We start from the raw sequence: 26,330 nt of genomic DNA on the forward strand, positions 1-26,330 counted from the left end.
TATAAAAATAAACACCAAATGAATGGTGTTTATTTTGTTATCATATGAATCTGTCTATTAAAAACCCATATTGAATGATACCTTTTGTTTTAAGTCTAGGACATGTTATGTATTTCCAGAAGCTATCTGTCATTTCTGCTTTAATAAGGGGAGTTACAAAACTTTCTCTCCTTTTCTCAAGTACATCCTTATCTTCAGCACTAAATCCACATAGATTGAATCCAATATCACTTACACTTGATGAAATATAAATTGTTCCAAATTCATCAGTTATAGAAACTGAATCACAACCTAATTCATTTTTAAGATTATCTAGATCACTTTGCTTGAGCTCACTGTCAATATCGATTTTTTGAAGGTGGCTACCAATTTTTAACAAGGATTCTACATTAATTGTTCTCTCAGAAATTTTTTCTTGAAGATATGAGCTTTCTCCAAATGCTTCATTAGCTAAAGTATCCATACCTATAAGTGAATTGCTCACTTCATGTGAAGATGCACTTATTTGCTGGCTAACAGCTGAAGTCCTTTCTGTAATACGTGCAAGACCTTCTATAAACTCCTTTACTTGCTGGTTATTTTCACATAGAATTTTATTTGTTTTCTTAACTTCTTTAAATTCTTTTGAAACTGTATCAATAATTTCATATATAGCAGACAATGCTGAAATAGTATCCCTAGTAATATTAGTTCCTATTTCTGTTTTTGCCTGGACTTCATTCATCATTTTTCGTGATAAGATTATGTCATCTTGAATACCCTTTGTGACATAAATAATATTAGTTCCTGCCTCTTTAGCTTGATATGCAAGCTTTTTAACCTCATCTGCAACTACAGCAAACCCTCTACCGCTTTCACCTGCTCTAGCTGCTTCTATTGCGGCATTAAGCGCAAGTAAATTAGTTTGATCAGCAATTTCTAAAATTGAATCAACTATGTTATTTATTCCAGAAGATTTTTTTTCTAATCCATCAGAAATTTCCACAACATTGTCTACTGATGTTTTTATCTGGAGCATTTGATTATTCATTGAATTAGATGCTTTATTACAGTTTTCAACCTGTAAATTAGCCTTTTGACTGACTTGCAAGGCCTTATCAACTTCTTCACTTTGAACATTCACAGAAGAAACTATTTTATCAAGCAAATCAGATATTTCTATTACTTTTTCTTGTTGATCTCCCATGTCACTGGCTACATCACTTATGGCCAGTGTTATTTCTCCAGAGGCTTTCTTAAGCTCAGAAGATATTGTAACTAGTCTTTTCATAACTTTAATAACTTGGCAAGAAGAAACTAACATCGATCTATTTAGCTTCGACATAAATTCAACTAGGTCTTTTACTATAGACGGTGTTTTTTCTGTCAATATCAGCGGATCATTTTTCGCAGCTTTCACTAAATTCATTTCTGTATTTGTGTTGTATTCCTTTGAATCCGCAGAAAATCCTGAAAATATTACTATTCTATAAATAATGAAATCAGCTATTAACCATAAGAACAAAAATAAGCTTCCTAAGAGTGTATTTAGAAAAAACATACTAATAGTATCTACTGCAATAATACAGTTCAAAATAATTATTATTTTCTTTAGCATATTTGACTCTCCTTTGATGTTTTCTATAGAAACTCGATTATAAATCATTTCTATTTCTACATTATATTATTAAGTAAAGTAATTCGATGCAAAACGTACTTTTCCTTTAATACATTTTAATATCCAATTAGATATATTTGCAATCAATAAGATGCCACTTGCCACGTTAGTGGCAAGTGGCATCTTATTGTTATTACTATGTTAACACAAAAGGCATCTCAAATAACTGCAAGATAGAACTGATAGCTGAAATTGCTAAATGAAGCCACCGCTTTTTAAAATAAGAATAAAGCAGAAAATTGTAAAAGATGATAAAATCGTAGTGGTTGCAACCAACTGCCCTGCTAGCTCATCATTCGATTTCACATTCTGTGCCATAACAAAGCTTGATACCGCTATAGGTGATGCAAAAATGGAAAGCAAAACTCCTAGTTCAAACCCTCTGAACCCAATTAAAATCGCCGAAAAAATGATAATTGCGGGTATAATAATTAACTTAAATATAGAAACCCAAGCAATATATTTAATATTTTTTAGAGCATCACTAATCGCAAATTCCCCTCCTAAAATAATAAGTGCAAAAGGAGTTGCTATCTTTGAAATATCTGTAATGGTCTTTTCAAGAACACTTGGAATTTTGAGTCCTATAGTAGCCATTATTATTCCGATAACACAGGCAATAATTAGTGGGTTTTTAACTACATCTATAAGAGTCTTTTTTATTGACCATACCTCATTATTTCCTTTGTTTGCATATGTTGTTAGCACTACAACGGCTAAAAAGTTATATAATGGAACCACAAAAACAGCAAGCATAGAAGTTATTCCCATATCTGCTTGTCCAAATAAATTCATACAAATGGGCACTCCAAACAATATGTAGTTGCTCCTGAAAAGCGCCTGGATCAATACTCCTCTATTGGCATTTTGCTTCTCAATTCTTGGGATAATTAAGATTAATAAAATCACAGTTATAAGAATTGAAGATACTACAAAAACAATGAGTTTTAGGTTGAAACTGCTCTGTATATCACTTAAATAAATATTATTAAACAACAATAAAGGTAAAAAAAGCTTAAAAGTTAATTTATTTGCTGTTTTAAAAAAGCTCTCATCACATACCTTAAAATATTTTAATCCCCAACCCACACCCATCATTATTAGAAGCGGTAAAACTACATTAAGTGAAAAAACAAAATTTTGCATCTTTACTCCCTTTTGGAATTATTTTATTGTAATTAAAATCTTATCTACATTATTATTAGAATCTATTATCACTTCTTTTAAAGTCAAATCTGACATTATTGCTTCTCTAATAATACCTTCAACCTCCTGCTTCCTGTCCATATAAAAGGCTTGCCTATTGTAATTTACCATTGAGTAATTTTGACTATTCTCTAGTAATCTTTTCTCAAATAGAGTAAGTGTATCAAATGCTTTAATCTCTATTATATTCCCGCTAATAAATACCTTTATATCTTTAGGACCTTTCCCGGTATTTGTTTTAATGAACCTTGCAAGCAAATCTTTTATTTTATTTTCCATTTCTGTTTTTGATGTTTTACTAAGAATAGAATTATCATTTATAATTGTTTCATCCTGTCTTTGCTTAAATACTTTAACTGCTGCATTTAACATTGCTTCCATAAGTTCATCATTTTTTATAGGTTTTAAAACATAGTTATCTATTCCTACATTAACTACTGAAAGTATTGTTTCAACATCAGAAAAAGCTGTAGTAATAATTATTGCACAGTTTTTGTTTGTTTTTCTTATTTCTTTTGCCATTTCCATTCCATCCATTTCTGGCATCTTAAGATCAGTAATAACTATGTCTGGTTTAAATTCCTTGAACTTATTTAATCCATCTTGCCCATTTTCTGCTAAAAACAATTTACCAACTCTTCTTTTTAAAAATATTCCTAGTTGTTCTCTATGAAATTCTTCATCTTCCACATATAAGACTTTCAAATTAGCTAATAAATTTTCTTCTTGTTTAATAAACATCTTTATCAATCTCCTTTACCGGTATAGATATACTAAAACAAGCTCCCTCATCTGTATTATTAAATTTTATATTTCCATTAAAATTCTTTTTAATGATCATTTTTGACATATACAATCCAAGACCTGTGCCCTGTTTCTTCCGCTTTGTAGTAAAATATGGTTCAAATATTTCTTTTGCTATATGTTCATCTATTCCACCAGCATTATCTTTTATTTTTACCGTATTATAAAACCCATCGCTGCTTATTTCAACTCCAATTTTTTTATTTTTAATATTACATTCTGATAATGCATCAATTGCATTATTAATTATATTGAAAATCACTTGAGAATATTGATTTAAATATCCATATGCCTTAAGATTATCTGTATTTTCTATGCTAACTTCTATTTTATAAAATTTAAAATTATCTTCTATTAATTCCATAGTTGAGGAAATACTATCATATATAGAAAAATTTTCTTTGTCCATCTTCGGTTTAAAAAAGTATCTAAAATCATCTATAGTTTGAGACATTTTATCAATAAGTCTTCTTGATTTACCTATTAAATTACCTAAAACTTCTTCATCTACATCATTATATTTATGCATATCTTCTATATTTGTTATAATAAGCCCTAATATACTTAATGGTTGCCTCCATTGATGAGCGATATTTCCAATCATTTCTCCCATAGCAACAAATTTTGATTGATAAATCATTAGTGCTTCTTTTCTCTTATTCTCATCCATTTCATTTTTAAACATCTTTTCAAGTTTCATGTTTATTTTTTCTAACTTTATAATCATTTCCTGATTTCCATTTCCTACTATTGTAATATCATTCTTATTAATTGATTCGAAAAATTCTTTATATTCACCCTCAAGAGTAATCTGAGATGCTACCTGATTTATTATACTTCTAAACCTCTCTTCACTTCTAATTAAAGCCGCCTCTTCAATTTTTCTATTTGTGATATCCCTAGAAATCAATACTAATTTTTCTTCGTTTTGTAGCTTGAATAATCGTGTATTTATCTCCACGGGTATAGTTTTACCATTTTTTGTTTTAAGAACAGTTTCAAATAATATTGTTTCTTTATTATTTAATCTCTTTTTAATCTCTTGAATCCTCTCATTTCCAAGTCCTATATCTATGTCATAATACTCCATGTTACATATTTCTTGTTTAGAGTATCCAAGTATCGTACATCCCCTATCATTAATTTCAAGAAATTCTCCAAATACCCTATCATTCATATTTAAAATAAAAATACAATCGCTGCCACTACTAAATAAAACTTCATATTTTTCTCTATTTCTAATGAGTTCAACTTCAAGTAATTTTCTTTCTTCTATATCTCCTTTTAACTCTTCATTAAGATTCTCAACTTCTTTTACATATTTAGCCTCTACTTCAAGTCTACTTTCATTTTCCTTAAGTTTATAAATATATCGTATGGCAAATATAAAAATCAATATCACAGCTCCAGATAATAAAAGTATATTATACAAATTATTACTAATGATACTTACAACATCACTATAATCCAAGGTAACTGTTACTATCCAAAAATTATCCCCTATAAAAGCTGGGGAATACGCACTGATTTTTTTAATTCTACTATAGCTTTTGTCTCCTGGCCATATAGAATGATATATATTTACACCCTTTCCTCCTTTTTTTTGTTCCTCAACAATTTTGTCCAGTTCTGACCAATCATATCCTGGAAATTCACCTTGTCTTGCATCAATAACATTTTTGCCTACACCCTCATTGTTTGGGTGCATTAAAAGTATTCCATTTTTATCTTTTACAGAAACATATCCCTTATCTCCAACTTTTATAGGTTGGACAATTTTTTTATATAAGGTATTTATACTTATCTTACTTCTTATAATTCCTTCAAATTCATTGTTATAAAAAATGGGTTGTAATAAACATATAGTAGGTCCATTTTGTTTATCAAATTCTATTTTTCCTACAGAAGTTTTATTTTCTTTTATTACTTCGCTTACACCTGCGTATGTAGAAATATTTTTACCTACACCTTCTTTGTCATTAATCATTAAAGGCTTTTTTTCTAAAACTACACCTTGTTTATTTAATATTTCTACTGATTGAACACTTTCTTGCTGAGTTGTATAGTATATATCTAGAATATCTGTACTAAAATCAGCATTTGTACTTTTTATTAGTGCATCAACCTTTTCTTGAAATACATAATTTTGAGCTATAATTTCTATGTTTAATCTTTGTTCATTCATATAAGTCTCTAAGCTTCTTGCAGTCATTTCTGAAATTGTCAATAAATTCTCTTGCTGATTATAGATTATAGAATCTCTAAAATTTTTATAATTTGTCCATACTAAAATTAATATAAACCCTAATAAAATTAGAATAGAAAATATAATTACTGTATATTTACTTGATTTTTTTCTTTTGAATTTGACAAATTTATTTTTCATAAAAATAAATTCCCCCCTATAAGTGCATGTACTTAATTGATAATAATATCTTCGTTATTATATCATAAATATACATAAATTTATGGTTTAATCATATTTGTCTTAACTTTTAAATTGCTTATAAATTATTTTTAATATGGCTAAAAGGTTAGCAGTATATAACATGCTAACCTTTTGTATATTTGATTTAATTTAATTTTATCAAAAATATTAAAAAATTATGTTTACAGCAGAAAAAGAAGATATGGCTACTAACCAAACATAGCTAGCAATACTCCTGCAGCAACGGCTGAGCCTATAACTCCTGCTACATTAGGACCCATTGCATGCATAAGAAGATAGTTTGATGGATTCGCCTTTCTACCCTCTACCTGGGAAACTCTGGCTGCCATTGGAACGGCTGATACACCTGCTGAACCAATTAAAGGATTTACCTTTCCACCTGACATAACGCACATTAATTTTCCGAGAAGTAACCCTCCTACAGTGCTAAATGTAAAAGCAATAAGTCCCAAAACTATAATTTTTAAGGTTTCAGCTCTTAAGAATGTTTCTGCTGCTGCAGTAGCTCCTACAGTAGTCCCAAGGAAAATCGTAACTACATTAATCATACCATTCTGCGCAGTACTCGAAAGTCTTTCAACAACACCAGATTCTTTAAATAAGTTACCAAGCATTAGCATTCCTATAAGTGGTGCTACTGTAGGAAGCAACAGAACTGATACTATTGTTACAACTACCGGAAATACTATTTTTTCAAGCTTAGACACTTCTCTAAGTTGCTCCATTTTAATTTCTCTTTCCTTCTTAGTAGTAAGCAGTCTCATTATAGGTGGTTGTATAAGTGGTATAAGTGCCATATAAGAATAAGCTGCTATTGCAATTGCTGGTAGCAACTCTGGTGCAAGTCTTGTTGTCACATATATTGCTGTTGGGCCATCTGCTCCTCCAATAATAGCTATTGAAGCTGCAGCTTTAGATGCGAATCCTAATGCAGTTGCAATAACAAAGGCAATTGCAACACCAAATTGCGCTGCGGCTCCTAAAAATAAACTTGATGGCCTAGCAATAAGTGGACCAAAATCGGTCATAGCACCAATTCCTAAGAATATAAGTGAAGGATAAATACCTAACTTAACACCCATATATAAATAGTAAAGTAGTCCACCAGGCTCCGTAGAGTTTGCACGGGGCGGGCTCATAATTCCAGTAGAAGGTAAATTAGCCAGAAGAACTCCGAAGGCTATAGGTAAAAGTAAAAGTGGTTCAAATTTCTTTCCTATTGCCAAATATATAAGGACACAGGCCACACAGATCATTACTAATTGCTGCCATGTTATTGTTGCAAAACCAGATTCACTAAATATTTGACTTATTGTATCTGTAAACGAAATAGACATAAATATTCCTCCCTACTATTGAATCACTGCAAGTACATCATTTGTAGAAACTAATGCACCTTTTGTCACCAAAATCTTTGTAACTACTCCATCTTTAGTTGCTGTTATCTCATTTTCCATTTTCATTGCTTCAAGTATAAATAAAACATCGCCATCTTTAACCCTAGATCCTTGGGTTACTTTTATATCTAAAATTGCACCAGGCATTGGAGCTTTTAATGATTCTCCTGCTCCATTTGTACCTACCACAGGTTGTGTTATTGCAACAGGATTTTCTAATTTAGAACCACCTACTTGCTGAACTGTTCCAATAGCAATTTCATCAGTCCCTACTATTGTAGCTTTTCCTCTTTCAACCTCAACTTCGTAGCTATTATTATTAATCGTAACAATATATTTCATTTATGTTTTGCCTCCTATCGAAAATAATGTAATTATTAATTAATTAACTTAATGGATTTAAATTGAAGCTCACATAAAGATATTTCTAATTCATCGCTTAAAATTGCCATAATAATTGCAGTAGTTTTTTCATCCACACCTATGAGTTTTAATTCACCAGTTGATACTTCAATATTATTTTGAGATGAATCTATGTCACTCGCAACTTCTTCTTTGCTCTTTTGATTCTTTTTATTATTATCAATAAAACTAAAAACAAATGCCTGTGCCTTCAAAAGAAAACTTAATGCAACGAGGCAACTAAATACTACACTCATAAGAATTAGAGCTACTAACAAACTATTAGCTATTGACATATTAACCCTCCTTTACACCTTCATGATAGTATAACTAACCTTGACTTCCTTCATCTCATCTTTATTCTTAAAGAACTTCTCGGCAATTTGCGGAAAGAGAATATATGAAAGCACATCTTCATCCGTATTAGCTATATCCTTTATTTCATTTTTTACTTTTTCAAAAACAGGCACTAGTGTATCTGCAAACCTAGTTGTAATTGGCTTTTCATCCCCTAGAATCTTTTTTATAAGCACAGGATCAACTTCACCTGGTGCCAAACCATATTCACCTCTTACATAGGCCTTAACTTCTTTTGATATGCTTTTATATCTTTCACCTAATAATACATTAGTAGCAGCTTGAACCCCTACCATCTGACTCATTGGTGTTACCAGTGGTGGATAACCTAAATCTTTTCTAACTCTTGGTGTCTCTGCTAAAACCTCATCAAGTCTATCCAGTGAATTTTGTTGTTTAAGTTGTGAAATAAGATTAGACAGCATTCCGCCTGGAATTTGGTAAACAAGAGCATCAGTTTCCGTTCCAAGCACAAGTGGATCAAGTATCCCAGATTTTATAAATCCATCCTTAACTGGTTTAAAGAAGTCATTTATATCTTTTAATACATTTTCATTGAGTCCAGTTGCGTATTTTAATTGCTTTAATCCATAATTCATAGATTCCGTAGGTGGTTGAGAAGTTCCACCAGAGAATGAGGATATAGCTGTATCTATTCCATCACAGCCTGCTTCTATTGCTTTAAGGTAAGTCATTGGAGCAAGTCCTGTGGTTGAATGTGTATGAAGGAATATAGGAATGTTTACTACTCCTTTTAAAGCTTTTATAAGATCATAAGCTTCCCTTGGACCCATAATTCCAGCCATATCTTTAATACAAATCGAATTCGCACCCATTTTTTCTAGTTTCTTTCCGAGTTCTATATACTTCTCAAGATTATGTATAGGACTTGTAGTATAAGAAATGCATCCTTGTGCATGCCCACCACATTTTAGTGTTTCATCAATTGACACTTCAATATTTCTAAAATCGTTTAAGGCATCAAATATTCTTATAATATCTATTCCATTTTTTATAGATAATTGAATGAATTTTCTAACAACGTCATCTGGATAATGCTTGTATCCTAATAAATTTTGACCTCTTAAAAGCATTTGAAGTTTCGTATTTTTTAATTTAGATTTGATCTTTCTAAGTCTTTCCCATGGATCCTCATTTAAAAATCGAAGGCATGAATCAAAGGTTGCCCCACCCCAACACTCAATAGAATAGTATCCTGCATTATCCATCTTTTCTAGTATGCCTTCAAACTCATCATAATGCATTCTCGTTGCAACGAGAGATTGTTGCCCATCTCTGAGCACGGTTTCAGTAATATTTATTTTCATGTTTTATCACCTCTTTTTAACAATAAGCTAACTCATTACTAAAAACGAGTTAGCTTATTGTTAAATACTATGTTACTGTGCAATGGTTATCTTTTTCTTTCCATATTTTGATTTAATTATTGGATATACAATTGAAACTATTGTAACAAGTATTAAAACTATTGCTACTCCTGAACTGAAAAATATCTTAATGCTTCCATTAGATATTTTAATGGCTTGTCTATAGGATTGCTCCATGGTTCCACCAACTATACAACCCAGCACTAATGGTGCCGATGGTAAATCAACTTTACTCATCACATAACCTAAGATTCCGAACATGGTTAATAAATAAAAGTCAATTACACTGTTGCTTATAGCATAGCATCCTACGAAAGCAAGGCCAAGTACTAGAGGGTAAAGTATCTTTGCTGGAATAGATAAAACTCTTACAAGAACGCCTGCAAGCGGAATATTTATAACTGCTAATATAATGTTTCCTATAAACATACTTGCAATAAGACCCCATGCTATATCAGGATGCTGTGAAAATAAAAGCGGTCCTGGTTGAATGCCGAGCATTAATAATGCTCCCATCATAACTGCAGTTGTTCCTGAACCTGGAATACCAAGTGTAAGCATTGGTATTAATGCTCCAACTGACGCAGCATTATTTGCAGCTTCTGGTGCTGCTAAGCCTTCAATAGCACCTTGACCAAATTCTTCTGGATGTTTAGAGAAATTCCTTTCGTTGTTATATGCCATTAATGAGGCCATTGTTCCACCTGCACCTGGAAGTGCTCCAATGAAGAATCCAAGGGGTGTACTTCTTAATATAGGCCATTTACATCTTTTCCATTCTTCCTTTGTAATCCAAATTTTCTTGAATTTTGTTTGAGCTTTAATTGTTCCATCTTGAAGAGATTTAAAGCTTTTAAAAACTTCGCCTAAAGCATAAATACCAATTATAGCTACTAGAAAATCTATTCCTGTTTGTAGCTCTAATATCCCAAAAGTGAATCTTGGTACACCAGATTGTGCATCTATACCAACAGTTGTTATCATTAATCCAATAATTGTTGCAATAAATCCTTTTAACATATTCTTTTCAGACATCGATGCTGTCATAGCAAGTGCTGCTATCATCAGAAGGAAATATTCCGCTGGTCCAAATTTCAATGCAAAATCTGCAATAGGATTAGCAACGAAAACCATGAATACTGCTGAGATTGTCCCCCCGATAAATGATGCTATAGCCGAAATTGCAAGTGCAGATTCTGCTCTACCATGCATAGCCATAGGATAACCATCAAAAGTTGCAGCAAGTGCCGCTCCGTCCCCTGGGGTATTGATTAAAATTGAGCTTCTTGAACCGCCAAACATAGCTCCATAATAAACTCCACACATTGTAATTAAGGCAGCTGTTGGACCCATAGAAAAAGTTAGTGGAAGCAATACTGCAACCCCTGTTGCAGGTCCAAGTCCTGGAAGCATACCAACTATAGTACCTAGAACTCCACCTATAGTAACCATAAGTATATGATATGGTGTACTGGCTATCATAAAACCATTAATTAAATTTGTAAATACGTCACCCATTATTTAACCTCCTATTAAATATTTAAAAATGGTAATGGTGGAAGAATAATTCCTAAAAATGTTGAAAACAGAATATAAATAACGATACTAAAACATATACTCACTATTGTATTTTTCAACATTTCTTTTTTATTAGTCAAATACAACATAAATTCTATAAATATGAAAGTCGATATTACGAAGCCCAAAGTATTAAAAATTATTCCATAAACAATACATGCAACAGTGGTTATTGCAATAAGTTTTGAATTCGATTTTTCTTTTTCACTCATATTCTTCATTTCTTTTATTGACTGTTTTGTCTTTTCCAAGTCACTTCTAAAAAAAAGTAAAATTCCTAAAACCACCAAAATTCCACCCAATAAAAACGGAAAATATGAAGGAGAGAGTGGTTTTCCAATTGTTGATCTTGGTACATTATAAGATGCTATAAGGTATATTACTCCACCTAAAGCAACAACAATTCCAACTAAAGCATCAAAATCCATCTTAATCTTACTCTTACTTTCACTATTATCCTTACTCTTACTATCCAAAATAATATCCTCCTTCTAATTTTAAATTTGATAAGGAATTATAGTTCCTTATCAAATTTAAAGTTATATTTTTTTTATTTTAACATTCCAATTTCTTGTAATATTGCTTTATATTCAGTGTTAGTCTTTTCTAGGAACTTATTGAAATCCGCTGTATTTAAATAAGTCTCATCCCATCCATTTTGCTTACAAGCTGCATGCCATTCTGGAGTTTCTACCATCTTAGCTAAAGTATCCTGCCAATATTTAACGGCATAATCTGGCATCCCTGGTGCTCCAAATAATCCTCTCCAGTTTGTAAATGTTGCATTAATTCCTGATTCTTTACATGTTGGTATCTTTGCAACGGCGCCTGTTCCTATTCTCTTATCAGCTGACTGCGCTAATACTGTTATTTTTCCACTTTCTGCGAGTTGCGCAACGTCGGAAATCCCTGTTGTCAAAAGATCAATATGGTTTCCCATTAATTGAGCAGCAGCCCCACCATCTTGGAAACTTATAAAATCTATATCTTTTAAGTTTGTTACTCCTGCTGCTTTTGCCATTATTAAGAATTGAATATGATCCATACTTCCTGCTGCAGAGTTTCCTCCTATTTTAACACTTTTAGGATCTTTCTTTAGTGCATCCATTACTTCATTAATTGTTTTATATTTTGAACCAATATTTACAGCAAAAGCTGCATAATCTGAAATAAGTCCTGCAAGTGGTGTAGTATCTTTATAACTAAATTTTGTTGAACCACTTAAGTTAATAAGTAAAATTGGTGGTGAATATACAGATATTTGATTATCTGCTCCTTTTTTTGATTGCATGTATGATAGGTTTACTCCGCCACCGCCACCTGCTTTATTAGTTATTGGCATTGGTACTGATACAAGCTTTGTATCTCCTAATGTTTTCGCTACAGTTCGAATTGTTAAATCCCAACCACCACCTGCTCCACTTGGTGCTATAAATTCCATCGCTTTTGTAGGGTAGGTAGGTGCTTTTGCTTCTCCAGTAGTAGTTTTTGATCCACAACCTGATAAAACCGTTGTAAGTGCTAATGTTCCAACTAAAAGCATTTTTGTTAAATTGTTCTTCTTCACAGAAATTCCCCCTCTTATTTTTAATATAATTTAATTACCTGGTTTATATTTAAGTGAAGGGATTAAGTCTCTATTTTAAAACAATTATTTAGGCAAAACAAAAAGATCAGCAGAAAAAACCTCACAGTTTTTTATACTGACCTTATAAAGCTTAACTTAAATAGTTATCTTTAATCCCTGTCATCATAGATATTAAATTTTGTAAATATATTTTATTACGAAACCCTTTGCATCTTAAAATAACCTATAAATTTATATTTATCTTAAGCTTATTGATTTCATATGATATATCGCCATGTAAATGATACCATCTTATAATGTAAATGATACCATACTCATAAGGTTATGTCAATATACTCTTTTTTTTAGAAATAGCAGTTATTTTTGTTTTACTTTTCTTATAACATCCATTATAGTCCCATCTCTATATTCAACTATTCCTACAATTTCTTCATCAAATTCTGGTTTTTCTGGAATACCTGTAAAGCTCTCGGCTAAATTTTTCAATTCTTTTATAGTCATAATAGGAAGGTTGGATTTACTTAATTTTTCTATTATATCTGTTCTTCTTGGGTTTATTGCTATTCCTCTTTCTGTTACAACTACATCAACAGTTTCTCCTGGTGTCACAACTGTAGTAACTTCATCAACAACTATAGGAATTCTTTTTCTCATGAGTGGTGCCACTACAACTGTAAATTTTGCTCCAGCTGCTGTATCTGGGTGTCCACCTTGAGCTCCCATAATTATTCCCGTTGAACCTGTCATAACATTAACATTAAAATTAATATCTATTTCAGTAGCTGATAATATCATTACATCTAGTTGATGTGCAACGCATCCTTTATTATGTGGATTAGCATATGTGGATGCGGACATTTCTATATGATTATGATTTCTTTTAAGAGAACTTCCCGCTTCGCAGTCAAATGTCTGTGTATCAAATAGCGCCTTAAATAATCCTGATTCAAGCATATTTACCATATATGAACTTATCCCACCTGAAGCAAAGGAACCTACAATATTATTTTCTTCCATATATTCTTTTACAAATTTAACTACAGCTAATGCTGAACCACCGCTCCCAGCTTGAAATGAGAAACCATTTTTAATATATCCACAATCTATTATTGCCCTTGCTGCATTTTCCGCTATTGTAAGTTCCAGTGGATTTTTAGTAACTCTAGTTGCACCCGATGAGATTAGTGAAGGATTACCTATTTCATCCATTACAACAACATAATCCACTAATGTTTGAGATATACTTATAGGATATAGCGGATATTCTACTAAATTATCTGTTATTGCTACTACCTTATCTGCATACTCAGCATCAACCATAGCATATCCTATAGCTCCAAAGGCTGATTTTCCATCTACTCCATTCATATTTCCCATTTTATCACAAGCAGAAGCTCCTAAAAATGCTACATCAATTTTTACATCTCCAGCTTCTATAGCTCTTGCCCTTCCACCGTGTGTTCTAAATATTACAGGTTTTCCCAAAATATTTTTAGTAGATATTTCTTTAGCAAGTTTGCCTCTAAGACCACTAGTTTGAAGGCCTGTTATTACACCATTTTTTATATGTTCAATTAGTGGTTCATGAACTTTATTAAGGGAAGAAGCACAAATTGTAATGTTTTTTATACCCATTTTTGCTATCTGATCTACTACTGCATTTAATATGTAGTCTCCTTCTCTTAAATGATGATGAAAAGATATAGTCATTCCGTCTTTAAGACCAGTCTTTTCAATGGCCTCCCTAATATTGGTTAGTATTTTATTATAACCGGGTGTACTATATGCTTTACTTGGAGCATATTTTTTTCCTTCAGGTCTTGTTGCAAAAGGTCCCCTATAGGGTTTTAGCACTCCTACACCGTCTATGTATTTAGGTATTTTTCTGCCTACTGCATTTTCTATAAATTCCATTATTTTATTCCTCCTCCTTATATACTCCTGCACCTTTTGCGAGAGCTACTATTCTCTCAGCCTTTGCAACCACTGGGTAATCTACCATCTTACCATTAACAGTTATTACTCCTAAATTCATTTTTTCAGCTTCATTAGCCGCATGGATAATCTCTAAAGACTTTTCCACTTCATCTTTTGAAGGTGTAAAAATTCTATGTACCTCTTTAACTTGAGACGGATGTATACAAGACTTACCCGAGAATCCTAAATTTTTTGCTTCCTTTGTTTCTGCTATAAACCCCTCCATATCCGATACATCTGCCCATACGGTATCTATAGAATCTACTCCTGCTGCTGATGCTGCGATAACTACTCTTGTTCTTGCGTAAAACAATTCTCTTCCAGCTTTTGTTCTGTCTGTTCCAAGAGATCTTGTAAAATCCTCTGCACCTATCGATATTGCTACGATTCTATCACTAGATTTAGCTATTTCATATGCATTTTCTACTCCCTTTGGAGTTTCAATAGCACATTGAATTTTAACTGTCCCAATTTCTATGCCATTCTCTTTTTCAACTTCTTCTATAAGTCTTTCTAATTTTTGAACATCCTCACTACATTCGCACATAGGAAGTCTAATATTTTTAAGACCTGCTTTTACAAGTTCACGCACATCAGTTTCGCCAAATGGTGTATATAGTGCATTAATTCTAGCAAAAACTTCAATTTTTCCATAATCCACGACTTTTAATGCTTCGCATAATAAATCTCTTGCAGAATCCTTTTCAGCATAAACAACTGCATCCTCTAAATCAAATATTATACAATCAGGCTTATATATTTGAGCTGTAAAGAGCATTTTAGGATTACTTGCAGGACAAAACATCATAGTTCTTCTTAATTTCTTCATTATTTCACGCCCCCTATTGCTCTTTTAATAGCTGTTTTAACCCTAGCTCTTATTACAAAGTCTAAAGCTCCTTGATCTTTTAAAGTAACATATGCATTTGCAACATTCATTTCGCAAAGTACTTTCTTAACTGATTTTTCTATTTGTTTTCCAAATAGTTGTTTGACTTTGCTTTCTATATCAATTTTTATGCCCTCTGATGTGTCAATATCAACTTGTACTAAAACATCGTCAGATTTCTCTCTACCTGCTTGTCCTATCATAATTTACATCCTCCTCCAAAAAGTTATTATATAAAATAAGGTTTATACAACAAAACAAAAAAAAGGCCAACACAAAAACATAAATGTTTTTTGTGCTGACCTTCTAAAGCTAAACGCATTGGTTTTCTTTATTCACTGTCAACGAATATTTTATTATTTGTAAATCTTCCAAAAGCAGCCTATTCAAAAAATATCTGCTCAAAGCTATATGTAATCGTTTATCCCATTTTCAAATATATCTTATCATATTAATATATATTGGTCAAGCGCCATGCAATTTTTTAATTGTCCTTTTAATGTAAAATGTATAATAATATAGAAATATCTTGTCCAAAAATAAAACTTAGTGTATTATTATGATATTCTATATATTGGAACAAATTGAACTAATAATTTTTAGGGGAGTGAATATCAGTGAAATGGATTAATAACTTAAAAATAATTCAAAAATTATTATCAGCATTTATCTTAGTTGCATTGTTTATAGGTATTGTGGGGTTTATCGGACTGTTTAATATGAGTAATATTAATAAAAACCTTAAAAACATCTATAATATTGATATGAAACGTGTTACTAGCATTGGTGACATAAATGCAAATTTACTTCAGCTAAGATGCGATTTATTGTTAATCCTTGATCCTTCAAATAAAAAGGATATACAAACCAACAAAGACGATATTAAAGGTCTTATAATCATTAACGATGCGCTCATTTTAGATTATAAAACAACTATAACTACTGAGTTAGATAAGCAACAATTTTCCGAGTTTGAAAAATTAATGACAAGCTATCGATTTTCTAGTGATGATTTAATTAAAAAAGTTGATGAAGGAGATTATAACAGCGCGAAGAACCTTTTACCTGCTGTTTCTAAATTAAGAACTGATATGGAAACGGTTTTACAAAAAGAATCAAAACTTACTGCTGATACGGCAAAAGTCGATTATGAAAATAGTCAATTTTCATATAATAATGCATATTCTCAAATTATAGGAATAATTGCTATTGGATTATTTATTGCTATTATATTAGGTTTAATAATTTCACTTACAATTTCTAGGCAGATAAAAAAAGTTTTAATAGTAGCGGAGGCTCTTGGAGAAAATGATTTATCGAAAACCGTTGCTATGAATACTAATGATGAAATAGGTATTCTAGCAAAAGCTCTGAACAAAGCTATAACAAACTTAAAAGCCTTAATCGGAGAAATAGCAAACAGTTCTACTGATATTAGCGCTACTAGTGAAGAATTATCTGCTACAACAGAAGAAATATCTGCTAAAATGGAGATTGTTAATGAATCAGTGAAACAAGTATCCTTGGGTGCAGAGCATTTAAGTGTCACAACAGAAGAAGTAAATGCAACCACAGAAGGTATTGCAAATAATGTGGCTGAGGTTACGGAGAAAGCAAATAAAGGAAATATGATTGCAAAAAATATAGAATTTAAGGCAAATGAAGTGAAAAAGAGTGCTGAAACTAGTTCTAGTACAACAAACACCTTATATTTGGAGAAACAAGAAAATATATTAAAAGCGATTTCAGATGGCAAAGTTGTAAGTGAAGTTAAGCTAATGGCCGATGAGATTGGAAATATAGCAAGCCAGACAAATCTTCTAGCACTTAATGCAGCTATTGAAGCAGCAAGGGCTGGAGAACAAGGCAAGGGATTTGCCGTGGTGGCTGATGAGGTTAGAAAATTAGCCGAAAAATCCTCCACTACAGTTCAAAGAATTCAAGAAATAACTGGAAAAGTTCAACAAGCATTTCAAAATCTTTCTAGCAACGCGCAAGATGTACTGAGCTTTATTGATAATAAGGTTCAACCTGATTACACATTATTTGTAGTTACAGGTAAACAATATGGTGAGGATGCACTCGCATTTAATACACTGTCCTCAGATATTGGAGCTTCAATGAATATAGTAAATGAAACTGTATCACAAATTAAAAAGGCAATTGAAAATGTATCAGCTACAGCCGAGGAATCAGTTGCTAGCTCGGAGGAAATATTGGCGAGTGTTAATGAATCTGTTCTGGCAATCCAAGAAATAACAAAAGCTTCTCAGAGCCAAGCCATATCCGCGGAGAAACTAAACGCTATGGTTCAAAAATTTAAGTTGTAATATAATATCAAGTTCCTCATAAAAGACTAACTAAAAATTTATAATAATTTTCAGTTAGTCTTTTTTATTAATGGATTAGCTGATTTAGCTCTGCAATTTTTCATTATTTATTAAATTAATGAATTAAAACTTTATACATTTTCATAGTATTTTACAAAATAAAAATCTCTCATTTCATTTAAATTGATCATTTATTGCCAATCTTCAGCTTCTCTCCCTATTCCAAAATAGTTAACCTTATAACTTGAATTATCATATTCAAATTTAACTTGATTTTGTATCATTTCTTCAACTTTATCATTTTCTACCATATTTTCTGCATAATCCATTTTATCGTTTAAATTTAACATTTTTATTTCCTCCTTTTATTTTAGAACTAATTGTTGAATTGATTTTCCAGGTGGCACAATTGGATATACCCCTTCGTCCTTATCTATTAAACAATCTATAACTATTGGTTTCATTCCCATTTTTACAGATTTCAGTACATTTTTTAATTCTTTTTTACTAGTAACTTTAAAACCTTCAATGCCATAAGCCTCTGCAAGTTTTACATAATTTACTTCATCCTCAATATCCGTTTCGCAGTATCTTCCGTTACTAAACATTCTTTGCCACTGTCTTACCATTCCTAAGGTATGATTATTCATAATCACAATTACTATAGGAAGCTTATACTTTGAAATGGTCTGAAGCTCATTGCAGCTCATTCTAAAACTTCCATCTCCAGTTATTAATAGTACCCTCTTATCTAGATTTCCCATTTGACTCCCAATAGCGGCACCTATTCCAAACCCCATAGTTCCAAGGCCACCAGAGGTGATAAATGTTCTTGGTTTAATAAAATTCCAGGACTGTGCGGTCCACATTTGATGTTGCCCTACATCTGTTGTAACAATAATATCTTCATCAAGAGCTTCATTTAAACATTGAAATACATTTTCATGTGTAAAACTATTTTCTACCTTAGTAGTATTTTTCAAACTTGCTATACCTATATCCTTTAAGGCTTTTATTTCATCATGCCAAGCCTTTCTATCCTTTTGATTTATATAAGATAATAGTGTTTCTAAAATTGCATTCATGTCTCCAACTAAAGATAAATCCACTGTCTTATTTTTATCTATCTCTGTTTCATCAATGTCAATTTGTATGATTTTTGCTTTTGGCGCAAATTCATCTGCTTTTCCAATTACTCTATCACTAAATCGTGCACCAATGGCTATAATTAAATCACTATTGGTAACTGCTAAATTTGTTTCTCTAGAGCCGTGCATTCCTACAAGTCCCAGTGACAATGTATGCCCTCTTGGTATTGTACCTAATCCCATCAGTGTATTGGCCACAGGAATATCTCCTGTTTCTGCGAACTTACATAACGTTATTGAGCCATTAGCTGTTTTTATTCCACCACCAGCATAAATTATAGGTTTTTTTGCACATTGAATCAATTTAGCTGCTTCTTGTATTTTTTTCATATCTATGAGAAAAGTGGTCTTTTGTCTTTTATCTTCATTTATCATAGGTGAGTATTCTGCTTCACTTGTGAAAACATCCTTTGGAATATCTATAAGCACAGGGCCTGGTCTCCCACTTTGTGCTATTTCAAAAGCTTTTCTTATTGTATCTGCTAACTTATTTTCATCCTTTACAATAAAGCTATGCTTTGTTATAGATAATGTAATCCCCATTATATCTATTTCCTGAAAAGAATCACGTCCAAGAAGACTCCGCGGAACCTGCCCTGTAAAGACAACCATTGGTATTGAATCCATATAAGCAGTTGCAATTCCAGTAATAGTATTGGTTGCTCCAGGTCCTGAGGTTACAATGCAAACTCCAACCTTTCCTGTTGCTCTGGCATACCCATCCGCTGCATGAACTGCTGCCTGTTCATGAGCTGTTCTAATATGTGTAAAATATTCTTGTTCATCATAAAGTGCATCATATAGTGGAATTACAGATCCACCAGGATATCCAAAAATAATATTTGCGTTCTGCTCTTTCAAACATTCTAATAGAATTTTAGATCCCCTAAGTAGCATTTTATCACCCCCTTTTTCAGCACATTTTATTTACCTCTATATTATATTTCCTGTCTCCAACCTTATTTGCAAACCGCACCTGAGGCAGCTGAAGAAACCATTTTTGCATATCTACCAATATATCCTTTGTAGTTATGCACTTTTATTTTTACAACTTTCTTTCTTTCTTCAAGTTCTTCCACTCCTACAAGTAGTTCAAGTTTTCCAGCAGGTATGTCTATTTCTATTGTATCTCCATCTTTTATAAGTCCAATAGGTCCACCTTCATAAGCTTCAGGAGAGACATGCCCTATTGCAGCTCCTTTTGTTCCTCCTGAGAATCTACCATCCGTAATAAGGGATACATATTTATCCAGTCCCATTCCCACTAGTGCAGAAGTTGGAGTAAGCATTTCTCTCATGCCGGGTCCCCCTTTAGGCCCTTCATATCGAATAACCACCGTTTCCCCTCTGCCTATTTTCCCACCTAAAATAGCTTCTACTGCAGCCTCTTCTCCATCAAAAACCCTTGCTATGGCTTTTGTTTTAAGCATTTCTTTTGCTACTGCAACTCTCTTTACCACTGCACCATCTGGGGCTAAATTTCCTCTAAGAATAGCTATACCACCGGTTTCACTGTAAGGTGTGCCAATAGAAGCTATTACCTCGCACCCCACTTTTTCTGCCTTTTCTATAAGTTCTCCTTGAGTCTGATTAGTTACAGTTAATGCATCTAAGTGGATTAAATTTTTCTTACTTAGTTCGTGCATTACAGCCATTACTCCACCAGCTTCATATAAATCTTCTATATGATAAGGTCCTGAAGGACTTAATTTACAGAGTGTTGGTGTCTTTGCACTAATTTCGTTAATTTTGTCTAAGTCCATCTTCATATCCAATTCATGTGCTATAGCCGTTAAGTGAAGTACCGTATTAGTAGAACATCCCAGTGCCATATCCACTGTCAGTGCATTTTCAAAAGCACTTTCACTTAGAATATGCGAAGGTAATATATTTTCCTTCACTAACTCCATAATTTTTATTCCAGTAGCCTTTGCTATCCTCTTTCTTTCTGCATATACCGCAGGAATAGTTCCATTCCCAGGCAATGCCATTCCTAATACTTCCGTCATACAATTCATGGAATTTGCTGTGAACATTCCAGAACAAGAACCACAAGTTGGGCAAGCTTTATTTTCTAATTCCCCTAATTCTTCCTGCGTCATTTTCCCACTACATACTGCGCCCACACCTTCAAAAACCGTAATCAAATCTATTTTTTTGCCATTCATTTTACCTGCAAGCATCGGGCCACCGCTAACTATAATTGACGGAATATTTAACCTTGCTGCTGCCATGAGCATTGCCGGCACAACTTTATCACAACTTGGAATTAAAACCAATCCATCGAGGCCATGGGCTTTTGCCATAACTTCAATACTGTCTGCAATAAGTTCCCTACTCACAAGTGAATATTTCATCCCTTCATGATTCATGGCAAGTCCATCACAAACTGCTATAGTTGGAAACTCAAGTGGGGTTCCTCCACCAATAAGAACTCCTTTTTTTACTGCTTCTGCAATCTCTCTTAGCCCGATATGTCCTGGAACAATTTCATTAAAAGAATTTACAACACCAATAAATGGTCTTTCTATTTCTATATCACTTAAACCTAAAGCTTTTAATAAGGATCTATGAGGAGCTTTAGAAATTCCTTCTTTTATCATTTTGCTATTCAAGATTATCTCCCCCTATTTTTTAATCCAAGACATCATGCTTCTTAATTCTTTACCTACCCCTACTATTGGATGTTCTAATTCTCTTCTTTTTATAGCATTAAAGTTTGGCCTGTTAATTTGGTTTTCTACTAACCAATCCCTTGCAAATTCTCCATTTTGTATTTCGGAAAGTACCTTAGCCATTTCCTTTCGTGTATCTTCATTTATAATTCTTTTACCTACCATGTAATCCCCATATTCAGCAGTATCACTGACACTATATCTCATATTTTCAAATCCACCTTCATATAGTAAATCCACAATAAGTTTAAGTTCATGGAGACATTCAAAATAAGCGATTTCTTTCTGGTATCCTGCGTTTGTAAGTGTATCAAAACCTGCTTTAATAAGTTCTGTAACCCCTCCACATAAAACTGCCTGTTCACCAAATAAATCTGTTTCAGTTTCCTCCTGAAAAGTTGTTTCAAGTACACCAGCCCTTGTAGCACCAATTCCTTTTGCATAAGCAAGTGCAAGTTCTTTCCCATTTCCACTATAATCTTGGTATACCGCAATAAGTGCGGGTACTCCTTTTCCCTCTTGGTACACTCTTCTTACTAAATGTCCTGGTCCCTTTGGTGCTACCATAAATACATCTATATTTGCTGGTGGTGTAATTTGACTAAAGTGAATATTAAACCCATGTGCAAAAACCAATGCATCACCCGCTTTTAAATATGGCTCTATACTCTCCTTATAAATTTTACTTTGTAATTCATCTGGAGCAAGTACCATTATTACATCACTGCACTTCGCCGCATCGCAAACTTCTAAAACCTCAAGACCTGCTTCCCTTGCCTTATTCCATGATTTACTGCCACTATATAAACCAACAACTACATCTAGTCCACTTTCTTTTAAATTTAGTGCATGAGCATGCCCTTGACTTCCATACCCTACTATTGCAATCTTCTTGCCTTTCAATAAACCTAGATCTGCTTCACCATCGTAATACATTTTAGCCATTTAATTTTCCCCCTTAAATTCTTGAATTTCATATACACTTATAATTTTTCTAAGCTGCATCATTGCTTGTTCTATTCCCAAATTCGCAACTTCTTCTATTGTTATCCTTAAATCTGAATATCCATTAATTTCGCCTTCTGTCATAATGAGTTCTCTAATTTGAAATTCTTTTCTTCTTAAAGTATTGGTAACTCTTACTAGCGAATCTATACCATGTTCTACCTTAGCACTTACCGTTCTATACATTACAACATCTCCTTTTTTGCAAATAAAAAAATCTTCCATTCCTATAAACACACATCTAAATATGTTTATAGGGACGAAAGATTCGTGGTACCACCCTAGTTCGTAATCTATTAATATAAATCACCTCCTATTTTTGGTCAAAAGAAATAAATAAACTTTGAAATCAATTTCCATAACCATAGCCCTATATCGGGGGCAGCCGTCTTCGTTTACTTAATGCGAAACTATTTGTTCTTTTGTGATTAATATTGCAAGTTAAAATATGTTTTTGCAATTCATCTTCAAAATAGTTTCAAATTCAACTCAGCAGCTCAAGAGTGATTATTACATATCAGTATCAACACCAACTCTCATCAACCGTTGGTTCTCTGTAGTTTAACTGTGATATTTTTCTCTCCATCATCGCTTTACTTATTATATTATTTTTTATTATATACACATCTATGCAATCTGTCAACCTTAAAATTTCTTATTTTTGAATTTTCTATTTTCCCATTTTTCCCCTTATATTCTTGTTTTACATATTAATCTAAATTTGAACACTTGTCAAATAATTATTCATATTTTTATTATTTCTTATTAGTATATGAATTTAATTTAAAAATAGAACTCTTTACACTTTTAAATAAACTTAATTTATATTTCCTAATTTATTATATGGTTTTATATGGTAATGAATTAAATATATAGTATAATAGTATATATTATTAATATTCTAATAACTGTATTTTGTTCATTTCACTTTGTCATTTAAACGTATACAAAAAGTATAATAAGAAAGGTAGGTGAAAATCCTGCAATGTGGCTAATCATTAACCCGTTATGCCACCAATCCATTTAACGAATAGATTGCTAGAATTGTTTTTTTACAATTTTAGGTAGCAGGCATTATTTTGAGAATTATTTTATTAGGTGCTCCTGGAGCTGGAAAAGGTACTCAAGCAAAACTAATATGTGAGAAATATAACATAACCCATCTATCAACTGGAGATATTTTTAGAATGAATATTAAAAACAAAACGGCCCTTGGGATACAAGCAAAAGAATATATTGATAAAGGGCAGTTAGTCCCTGATGCTTTAACCATTCAAGTAGTGGAAGATAGACTACTAAAAGAGGATTGTAAAAACGGTTTTCTACTAGATGGATTCCCAAGAACAGTTTTTCAAGCAGAACAACTGCATAAATTTCTCCAAAGTATTAATAATACCTTGGATATTGTACTTCTAATCGATGTTCCTAACGAATTTATACTTGAAAGAAATGTAGGAAGGAGAATATGTTCTTCCTGTGGACGGAGTTATCATATAAAATTTAATCCACCTGAAAAATTAGGTGTCTGTGACTTTTGCGGTGAAAATTTGATTCAAAGAGATGACGATAATGAAGAAACCGTTAAGGAAAGACTTGCTGTTTATAATAAGCAGACCCATCCTCTAATAGATTATTATTGGACTAATCACTGTTTATCTACAGTTGATGGTAGAGATGATATACTTACAGTTTCAAAAAATGTTTTTTCAGCATTAGATACTTAAAATATAAAAAAGTCTTCTCAATTTAGTATTCAATTGAGAAGATTTTTTTATATTTTATATTAACTTGTCTTGTATTAATATTTTTAAATCCCTGCTCTCCGAGAAATATGAGTCTAAGGCTAATGACTTTTCCGTATACTTTAGGGCTTTTTTAATTTGGTTTAAATTGTAGGCGCAAACTCCAATTCTATAATAAATTTCAGCACTAGCACCATATAATTCACGTGAATATTCAAAGAATCTTAGAGCTTCACTATCGCATGCCATATAACTAAACATGAGGCCTATATAGTATGCTAAATCCCCTTCTTCACCAATAGGAAAATAGTGATCCCAAACTTTATTCATTACCATAATCAATTCTTCAAAGGGGAAATTCTCCTCGGTATCTATTCTTTCAAGTAATATGTTATAACACTCCCTAAAAGTTCTTGCATCCCAAACTGTAAACCGAATAAAAGTTAGTATCTGTCTTGTTTCTAAAGAGTCACACTGAGACACTACTGCTTTTTTCAAAATATAAAAATCATCAGGTCCTATACTTTCAATAATTTCATTATAGGCCATTGTGGTTTCTACAAAATCATGGGGACCGCTTGATAATAAAAATAGAGACATATTTATATTTTCATGGTCATAGATACTATGTATTGCTTTTCCACCAAGATTTTTAAAATATTGTTCCAAGCAGTGAAAGTTAACAGTCATAGAAATACAACCGTGTTTTGATAAAAATGGATGAGAGTTTTCAAGCATTGCTTTTTCATTTTTATAACCTTTATCTGCAGAAATTAAAACTATATCATCATTAAATAATCTTTTCAATCTTGAAATACAACGCATTGCCATTATCGGCAGTGAAAAAGATGTATCCTCCAAATGATTTTTATAGTGTAAAAGTATCTTATTAATATTATCATCTTCATAATAATTATCACCTTGGATTTGCTTGTCTGTATAGTAATAATCTAGTCCAGCCAATATGGATTTGTCCTCAGGGTAAATCTTAACTTCTGGAGAAGTTATTGTAATTAAGCCTTCAAAAATTTCTCCCTTGTTTACATAAAAAGTATCTTGAGGGAGGCTGTCAAAAGTATAATTAGCGATTAAAATCAAAGGATTTTTTAGACTTCCTCTCGCTAAAATCTCACCACTATTTCTTAAATGAAGCTCCTCTGATTTAGTTATATCAAAGGTCGCACAATCAAGTATTCCTAAGTCAAAATAAGGCTTTAAAAAACTATGATTCTGCCAATATTCAATATTCTTCTCAGAAAAATCAGTTACAATATATTTAAATTTCAACCCTTTCAGAGAAGAATTCTCAATTATGTGCAAAAATCTTCTAAGAAAGGTGTATGTAAATCGACCTACCCCAGAAGCAAGTTCCATTATGTATATAGTAGAATTTTTATCTATATCAGTCCTTGCAGCATAGTCTCGCATATACCCAAATATAATTTTAGCATATAGGTTTGCTATATAGGGATTGGTTGTTATATATTGAGGTACAATTCCCAAAGTCCAAGCTTCTGGACCCTGTTTTGCAAAGAAATCATTCTGTAATTTCCATACCATAGATTGTGATAATCGCTTTCCCTCTTCCAGTATAGTTGCAGTTTTTTCCTCTGCTACCATCTTAATATTTTTATGCATATTATATTGTTTAGTTTCTTCTGACAAAACAAGTCCCCCTCTAAATATAAAAATAAAATCGTTTTCAGCAAATAAATACACGTCAAAATTATTATACTAT

22 protein-coding genes are annotated in these 26,330 nt (G+C 32.3%); 2 read left to right on the forward strand and 20 right to left on the reverse strand.

The annotated features are described in order from the left end of the window. Nucleotides 1-40 precede the first annotated feature (40 nt). The 14 genes from ACREVU_RS11040 to citD all read right to left on the reverse strand — a co-directional run bounded on the left by ACREVU_RS11040 (nt 41) and on the right by citD (nt 15,895). Entirely contained in the window at nt 41-1,597 is a 1,557-nt protein-coding gene (locus ACREVU_RS11040; protein ID WP_431551651.1) for a methyl-accepting chemotaxis protein, read from the reverse strand. A 255-nt stretch (nt 1,598-1,852) separates the two neighbouring features. After that, on the reverse strand, nt 1,853-2,803 hold the full coding sequence (locus ACREVU_RS11045) for an AEC family transporter (protein ID WP_431551652.1): 951 nt from the start codon (nt 2,801-2,803) through the stop codon (nt 1,853-1,855). 18 nt (nt 2,804-2,821) lie between these two features. Beyond that, the gene (locus tag ACREVU_RS11050) at nt 2,822-3,604 is read right to left on the reverse strand and encodes a Na-translocating system protein MpsC family protein (protein ID WP_431551653.1); all 783 of its coding nucleotides are present in this window, start codon (nt 3,602-3,604) and stop codon (nt 2,822-2,824) included. Then, on the reverse strand, nt 3,594-6,053 hold the full coding sequence (locus ACREVU_RS11055; protein WP_431551654.1) for a PAS domain-containing sensor histidine kinase: 2,460 nt from the start codon (nt 6,051-6,053) through the stop codon (nt 3,594-3,596). The genes ACREVU_RS11050 and ACREVU_RS11055 overlap by 11 nt, the downstream gene beginning before the upstream one ends. 251 nt (nt 6,054-6,304) lie before the next feature. Further along, nucleotides 6,305-7,453, reverse strand: coding sequence for a sodium ion-translocating decarboxylase subunit beta (locus ACREVU_RS11060; RefSeq protein WP_431551655.1), 1,149 nt, complete (start codon nt 7,451-7,453; stop codon nt 6,305-6,307). 15 nt (nt 7,454-7,468) lie between these two features. Next, nucleotides 7,469-7,855 (reverse strand): biotin/lipoyl-containing protein, encoded by a 387-nt coding sequence (locus tag ACREVU_RS11065; protein ID WP_431551656.1) that lies wholly within the window; start codon nt 7,853-7,855, stop codon nt 7,469-7,471. A gap of 35 nt (nt 7,856-7,890) precedes the next feature. After that, the gene (locus ACREVU_RS11070) at nt 7,891-8,211 is read right to left on the reverse strand and encodes an OadG family protein (protein WP_431551657.1); all 321 of its coding nucleotides are present in this window, start codon (nt 8,209-8,211) and stop codon (nt 7,891-7,893) included. Nucleotides 8,212-8,223: 12 nt separating this feature from the next. Further along, a complete protein-coding gene (locus ACREVU_RS11075) occupies nt 8,224-9,600 on the reverse strand; it encodes an oxaloacetate decarboxylase subunit alpha (RefSeq protein WP_431551658.1) in 1,377 nt (458 codons plus the stop codon). Between the two features lie 72 nt (nt 9,601-9,672). Further along, a complete protein-coding gene (locus tag ACREVU_RS11080) occupies nt 9,673-11,178 on the reverse strand; it encodes a tripartite tricarboxylate transporter permease (RefSeq protein ID WP_431551659.1) in 1,506 nt (501 codons plus the stop codon). Between the two features lie 14 nt (nt 11,179-11,192). Beyond that, entirely contained in the window at nt 11,193-11,714 is a 522-nt protein-coding gene (locus ACREVU_RS11085; protein WP_431551660.1) for a tripartite tricarboxylate transporter TctB family protein, read from the reverse strand. A 74-nt stretch (nt 11,715-11,788) separates the two neighbouring features. Then, complete coding sequence (locus tag ACREVU_RS11090) at nt 11,789-12,805, reverse strand: tripartite tricarboxylate transporter substrate-binding protein (RefSeq protein ID WP_431551661.1); 1,017 nt, start codon at nt 12,803-12,805, stop codon at nt 11,789-11,791. A 378-nt stretch (nt 12,806-13,183) separates the two neighbouring features. Then, nucleotides 13,184-14,740, reverse strand: a complete 1,557-nt coding sequence (gene citF / locus ACREVU_RS11095) for a citrate lyase subunit alpha (RefSeq protein ID WP_431551662.1) — start codon at nt 14,738-14,740, stop codon at nt 13,184-13,186. Nucleotides 14,741-14,744: 4 nt separating this feature from the next. Then, complete coding sequence (locus ACREVU_RS11100) at nt 14,745-15,632, reverse strand: HpcH/HpaI aldolase/citrate lyase family protein (protein ID WP_431551663.1); 888 nt, start codon at nt 15,630-15,632, stop codon at nt 14,745-14,747. Then, nucleotides 15,632-15,895, reverse strand: coding sequence for a citrate lyase acyl carrier protein (gene citD / locus ACREVU_RS11105; RefSeq protein ID WP_431551664.1), 264 nt, complete (start codon nt 15,893-15,895; stop codon nt 15,632-15,634). The genes ACREVU_RS11100 and citD overlap by 1 nt, the downstream gene beginning before the upstream one ends. Nucleotides 15,896-16,309: 414 nt before the next feature. On the opposite strand from citD, the gene ACREVU_RS11110 reads away from it, so the two are divergent. After that, entirely contained in the window at nt 16,310-18,022 is a 1,713-nt protein-coding gene (locus ACREVU_RS11110; protein WP_431551665.1) for a methyl-accepting chemotaxis protein, read from the forward strand. 191 nt (nt 18,023-18,213) lie between these two features. Here ACREVU_RS11110 and ACREVU_RS11115 read toward each other — a convergent pair whose 3' ends face one another. The 5 genes from ACREVU_RS11115 to ACREVU_RS11135 form a co-directional block, all read right to left on the reverse strand. Then, nucleotides 18,214-18,372 carry a hypothetical protein gene (locus ACREVU_RS11115; RefSeq protein WP_431551666.1) on the reverse strand — a complete coding sequence of 53 codons (159 nt, stop codon included), beginning with the start codon at nt 18,370-18,372 and terminating at the stop codon, nt 18,214-18,216. Between the two features lie 15 nt (nt 18,373-18,387). Further along, the gene (ilvB, locus tag ACREVU_RS11120) at nt 18,388-20,067 is read right to left on the reverse strand and encodes a biosynthetic-type acetolactate synthase large subunit (RefSeq protein WP_431551667.1); all 1,680 of its coding nucleotides are present in this window, start codon (nt 20,065-20,067) and stop codon (nt 18,388-18,390) included. Nucleotides 20,068-20,129: 62 nt separating this feature from the next. After that, nucleotides 20,130-21,785: a dihydroxy-acid dehydratase gene (gene ilvD, locus ACREVU_RS11125; protein WP_503417259.1), complete on the reverse strand. Its 1,656-nt coding sequence runs from the start codon at nt 21,783-21,785 to the stop codon at nt 20,130-20,132. A gap of 12 nt (nt 21,786-21,797) precedes the next feature. Then, entirely contained in the window at nt 21,798-22,790 is a 993-nt protein-coding gene (ilvC, locus tag ACREVU_RS11130; RefSeq protein WP_431551668.1) for a ketol-acid reductoisomerase, read from the reverse strand. Further along, entirely contained in the window at nt 22,791-23,036 is a 246-nt protein-coding gene (locus ACREVU_RS11135; RefSeq protein WP_431551669.1) for an ACT domain-containing protein, read from the reverse strand. A gap of 893 nt (nt 23,037-23,929) precedes the next feature. On the opposite strand from ACREVU_RS11135, the gene ACREVU_RS11140 reads away from it, so the two are divergent. Then, nucleotides 23,930-24,574 (forward strand): adenylate kinase, encoded by a 645-nt coding sequence (locus tag ACREVU_RS11140; protein WP_431551670.1) that lies wholly within the window; start codon nt 23,930-23,932, stop codon nt 24,572-24,574. Between the two features lie 54 nt (nt 24,575-24,628). Here ACREVU_RS11140 and ACREVU_RS11145 read toward each other — a convergent pair whose 3' ends face one another. Next, nucleotides 24,629-26,257, reverse strand: coding sequence for a hypothetical protein (locus tag ACREVU_RS11145; RefSeq protein WP_431551671.1), 1,629 nt, complete (start codon nt 26,255-26,257; stop codon nt 24,629-24,631). Nucleotides 26,258-26,330 lie beyond the last annotated feature (73 nt).

Origin of the sequence: Clostridium sp. (assembly GCF_050717535.1) — a bacterium.
Lineage (GTDB): Bacteria > Bacillota > Clostridia > Clostridiales > Clostridiaceae > Clostridium_AD.

Coding starts and splice junctions, on each gene's coding strand:
- ACREVU_RS11040 (WP_431551651.1), bottom strand. CDS start 1,597: ATGCTAAAGAAAATAATAATTATTTTGAACTGTATTATTGCAGTAGAT.
- ACREVU_RS11045 (WP_431551652.1), bottom strand. CDS start 2,803: ATGCAAAATTTTGTTTTTTCACTTAATGTAGTTTTACCGCTTCTAATA.
- ACREVU_RS11050 (WP_431551653.1), bottom strand. CDS start 3,604: ATGTTTATTAAACAAGAAGAAAATTTATTAGCTAATTTGAAAGTCTTA.
- ACREVU_RS11055 (WP_431551654.1), bottom strand. CDS start 6,053: ATGAAAAATAAATTTGTCAAATTCAAAAGAAAAAAATCAAGTAAATAT.
- ACREVU_RS11060 (WP_431551655.1), bottom strand. CDS start 7,453: ATGTCTATTTCGTTTACAGATACAATAAGTCAAATATTTAGTGAATCT.
- ACREVU_RS11065 (WP_431551656.1), bottom strand. CDS start 7,855: ATGAAATATATTGTTACGATTAATAATAATAGCTACGAAGTTGAGGTT.
- ACREVU_RS11070 (WP_431551657.1), bottom strand. CDS start 8,211: ATGTCAATAGCTAATAGTTTGTTAGTAGCTCTAATTCTTATGAGTGTA.
- ACREVU_RS11075 (WP_431551658.1), bottom strand. CDS start 9,600: ATGAAAATAAATATTACTGAAACCGTGCTCAGAGATGGGCAACAATCT.
- ACREVU_RS11080 (WP_431551659.1), bottom strand. CDS start 11,178: ATGGGTGACGTATTTACAAATTTAATTAATGGTTTTATGATAGCCAGT.
- citF (WP_431551662.1), bottom strand. CDS start 14,740: ATGGAATTTATAGAAAATGCAGTAGGCAGAAAAATACCTAAATACATA.
- ACREVU_RS11100 (WP_431551663.1), bottom strand. CDS start 15,632: ATGAAGAAATTAAGAAGAACTATGATGTTTTGTCCTGCAAGTAATCCT.
- citD (WP_431551664.1), bottom strand. CDS start 15,895: ATGATAGGACAAGCAGGTAGAGAGAAATCTGACGATGTTTTAGTACAA.
- ACREVU_RS11115 (WP_431551666.1), bottom strand. CDS start 18,372: ATGTTAAATTTAAACGATAAAATGGATTATGCAGAAAATATGGTAGAA.
- ilvB (WP_431551667.1), bottom strand. CDS start 20,067: ATGCTACTTAGGGGATCTAAAATTCTATTAGAATGTTTGAAAGAGCAG.
- ilvC (WP_431551668.1), bottom strand. CDS start 22,790: ATGGCTAAAATGTATTACGATGGTGAAGCAGATCTAGGTTTATTGAAA.
- ACREVU_RS11135 (WP_431551669.1), bottom strand. CDS start 23,036: ATGTATAGAACGGTAAGTGCTAAGGTAGAACATGGTATAGATTCGCTA.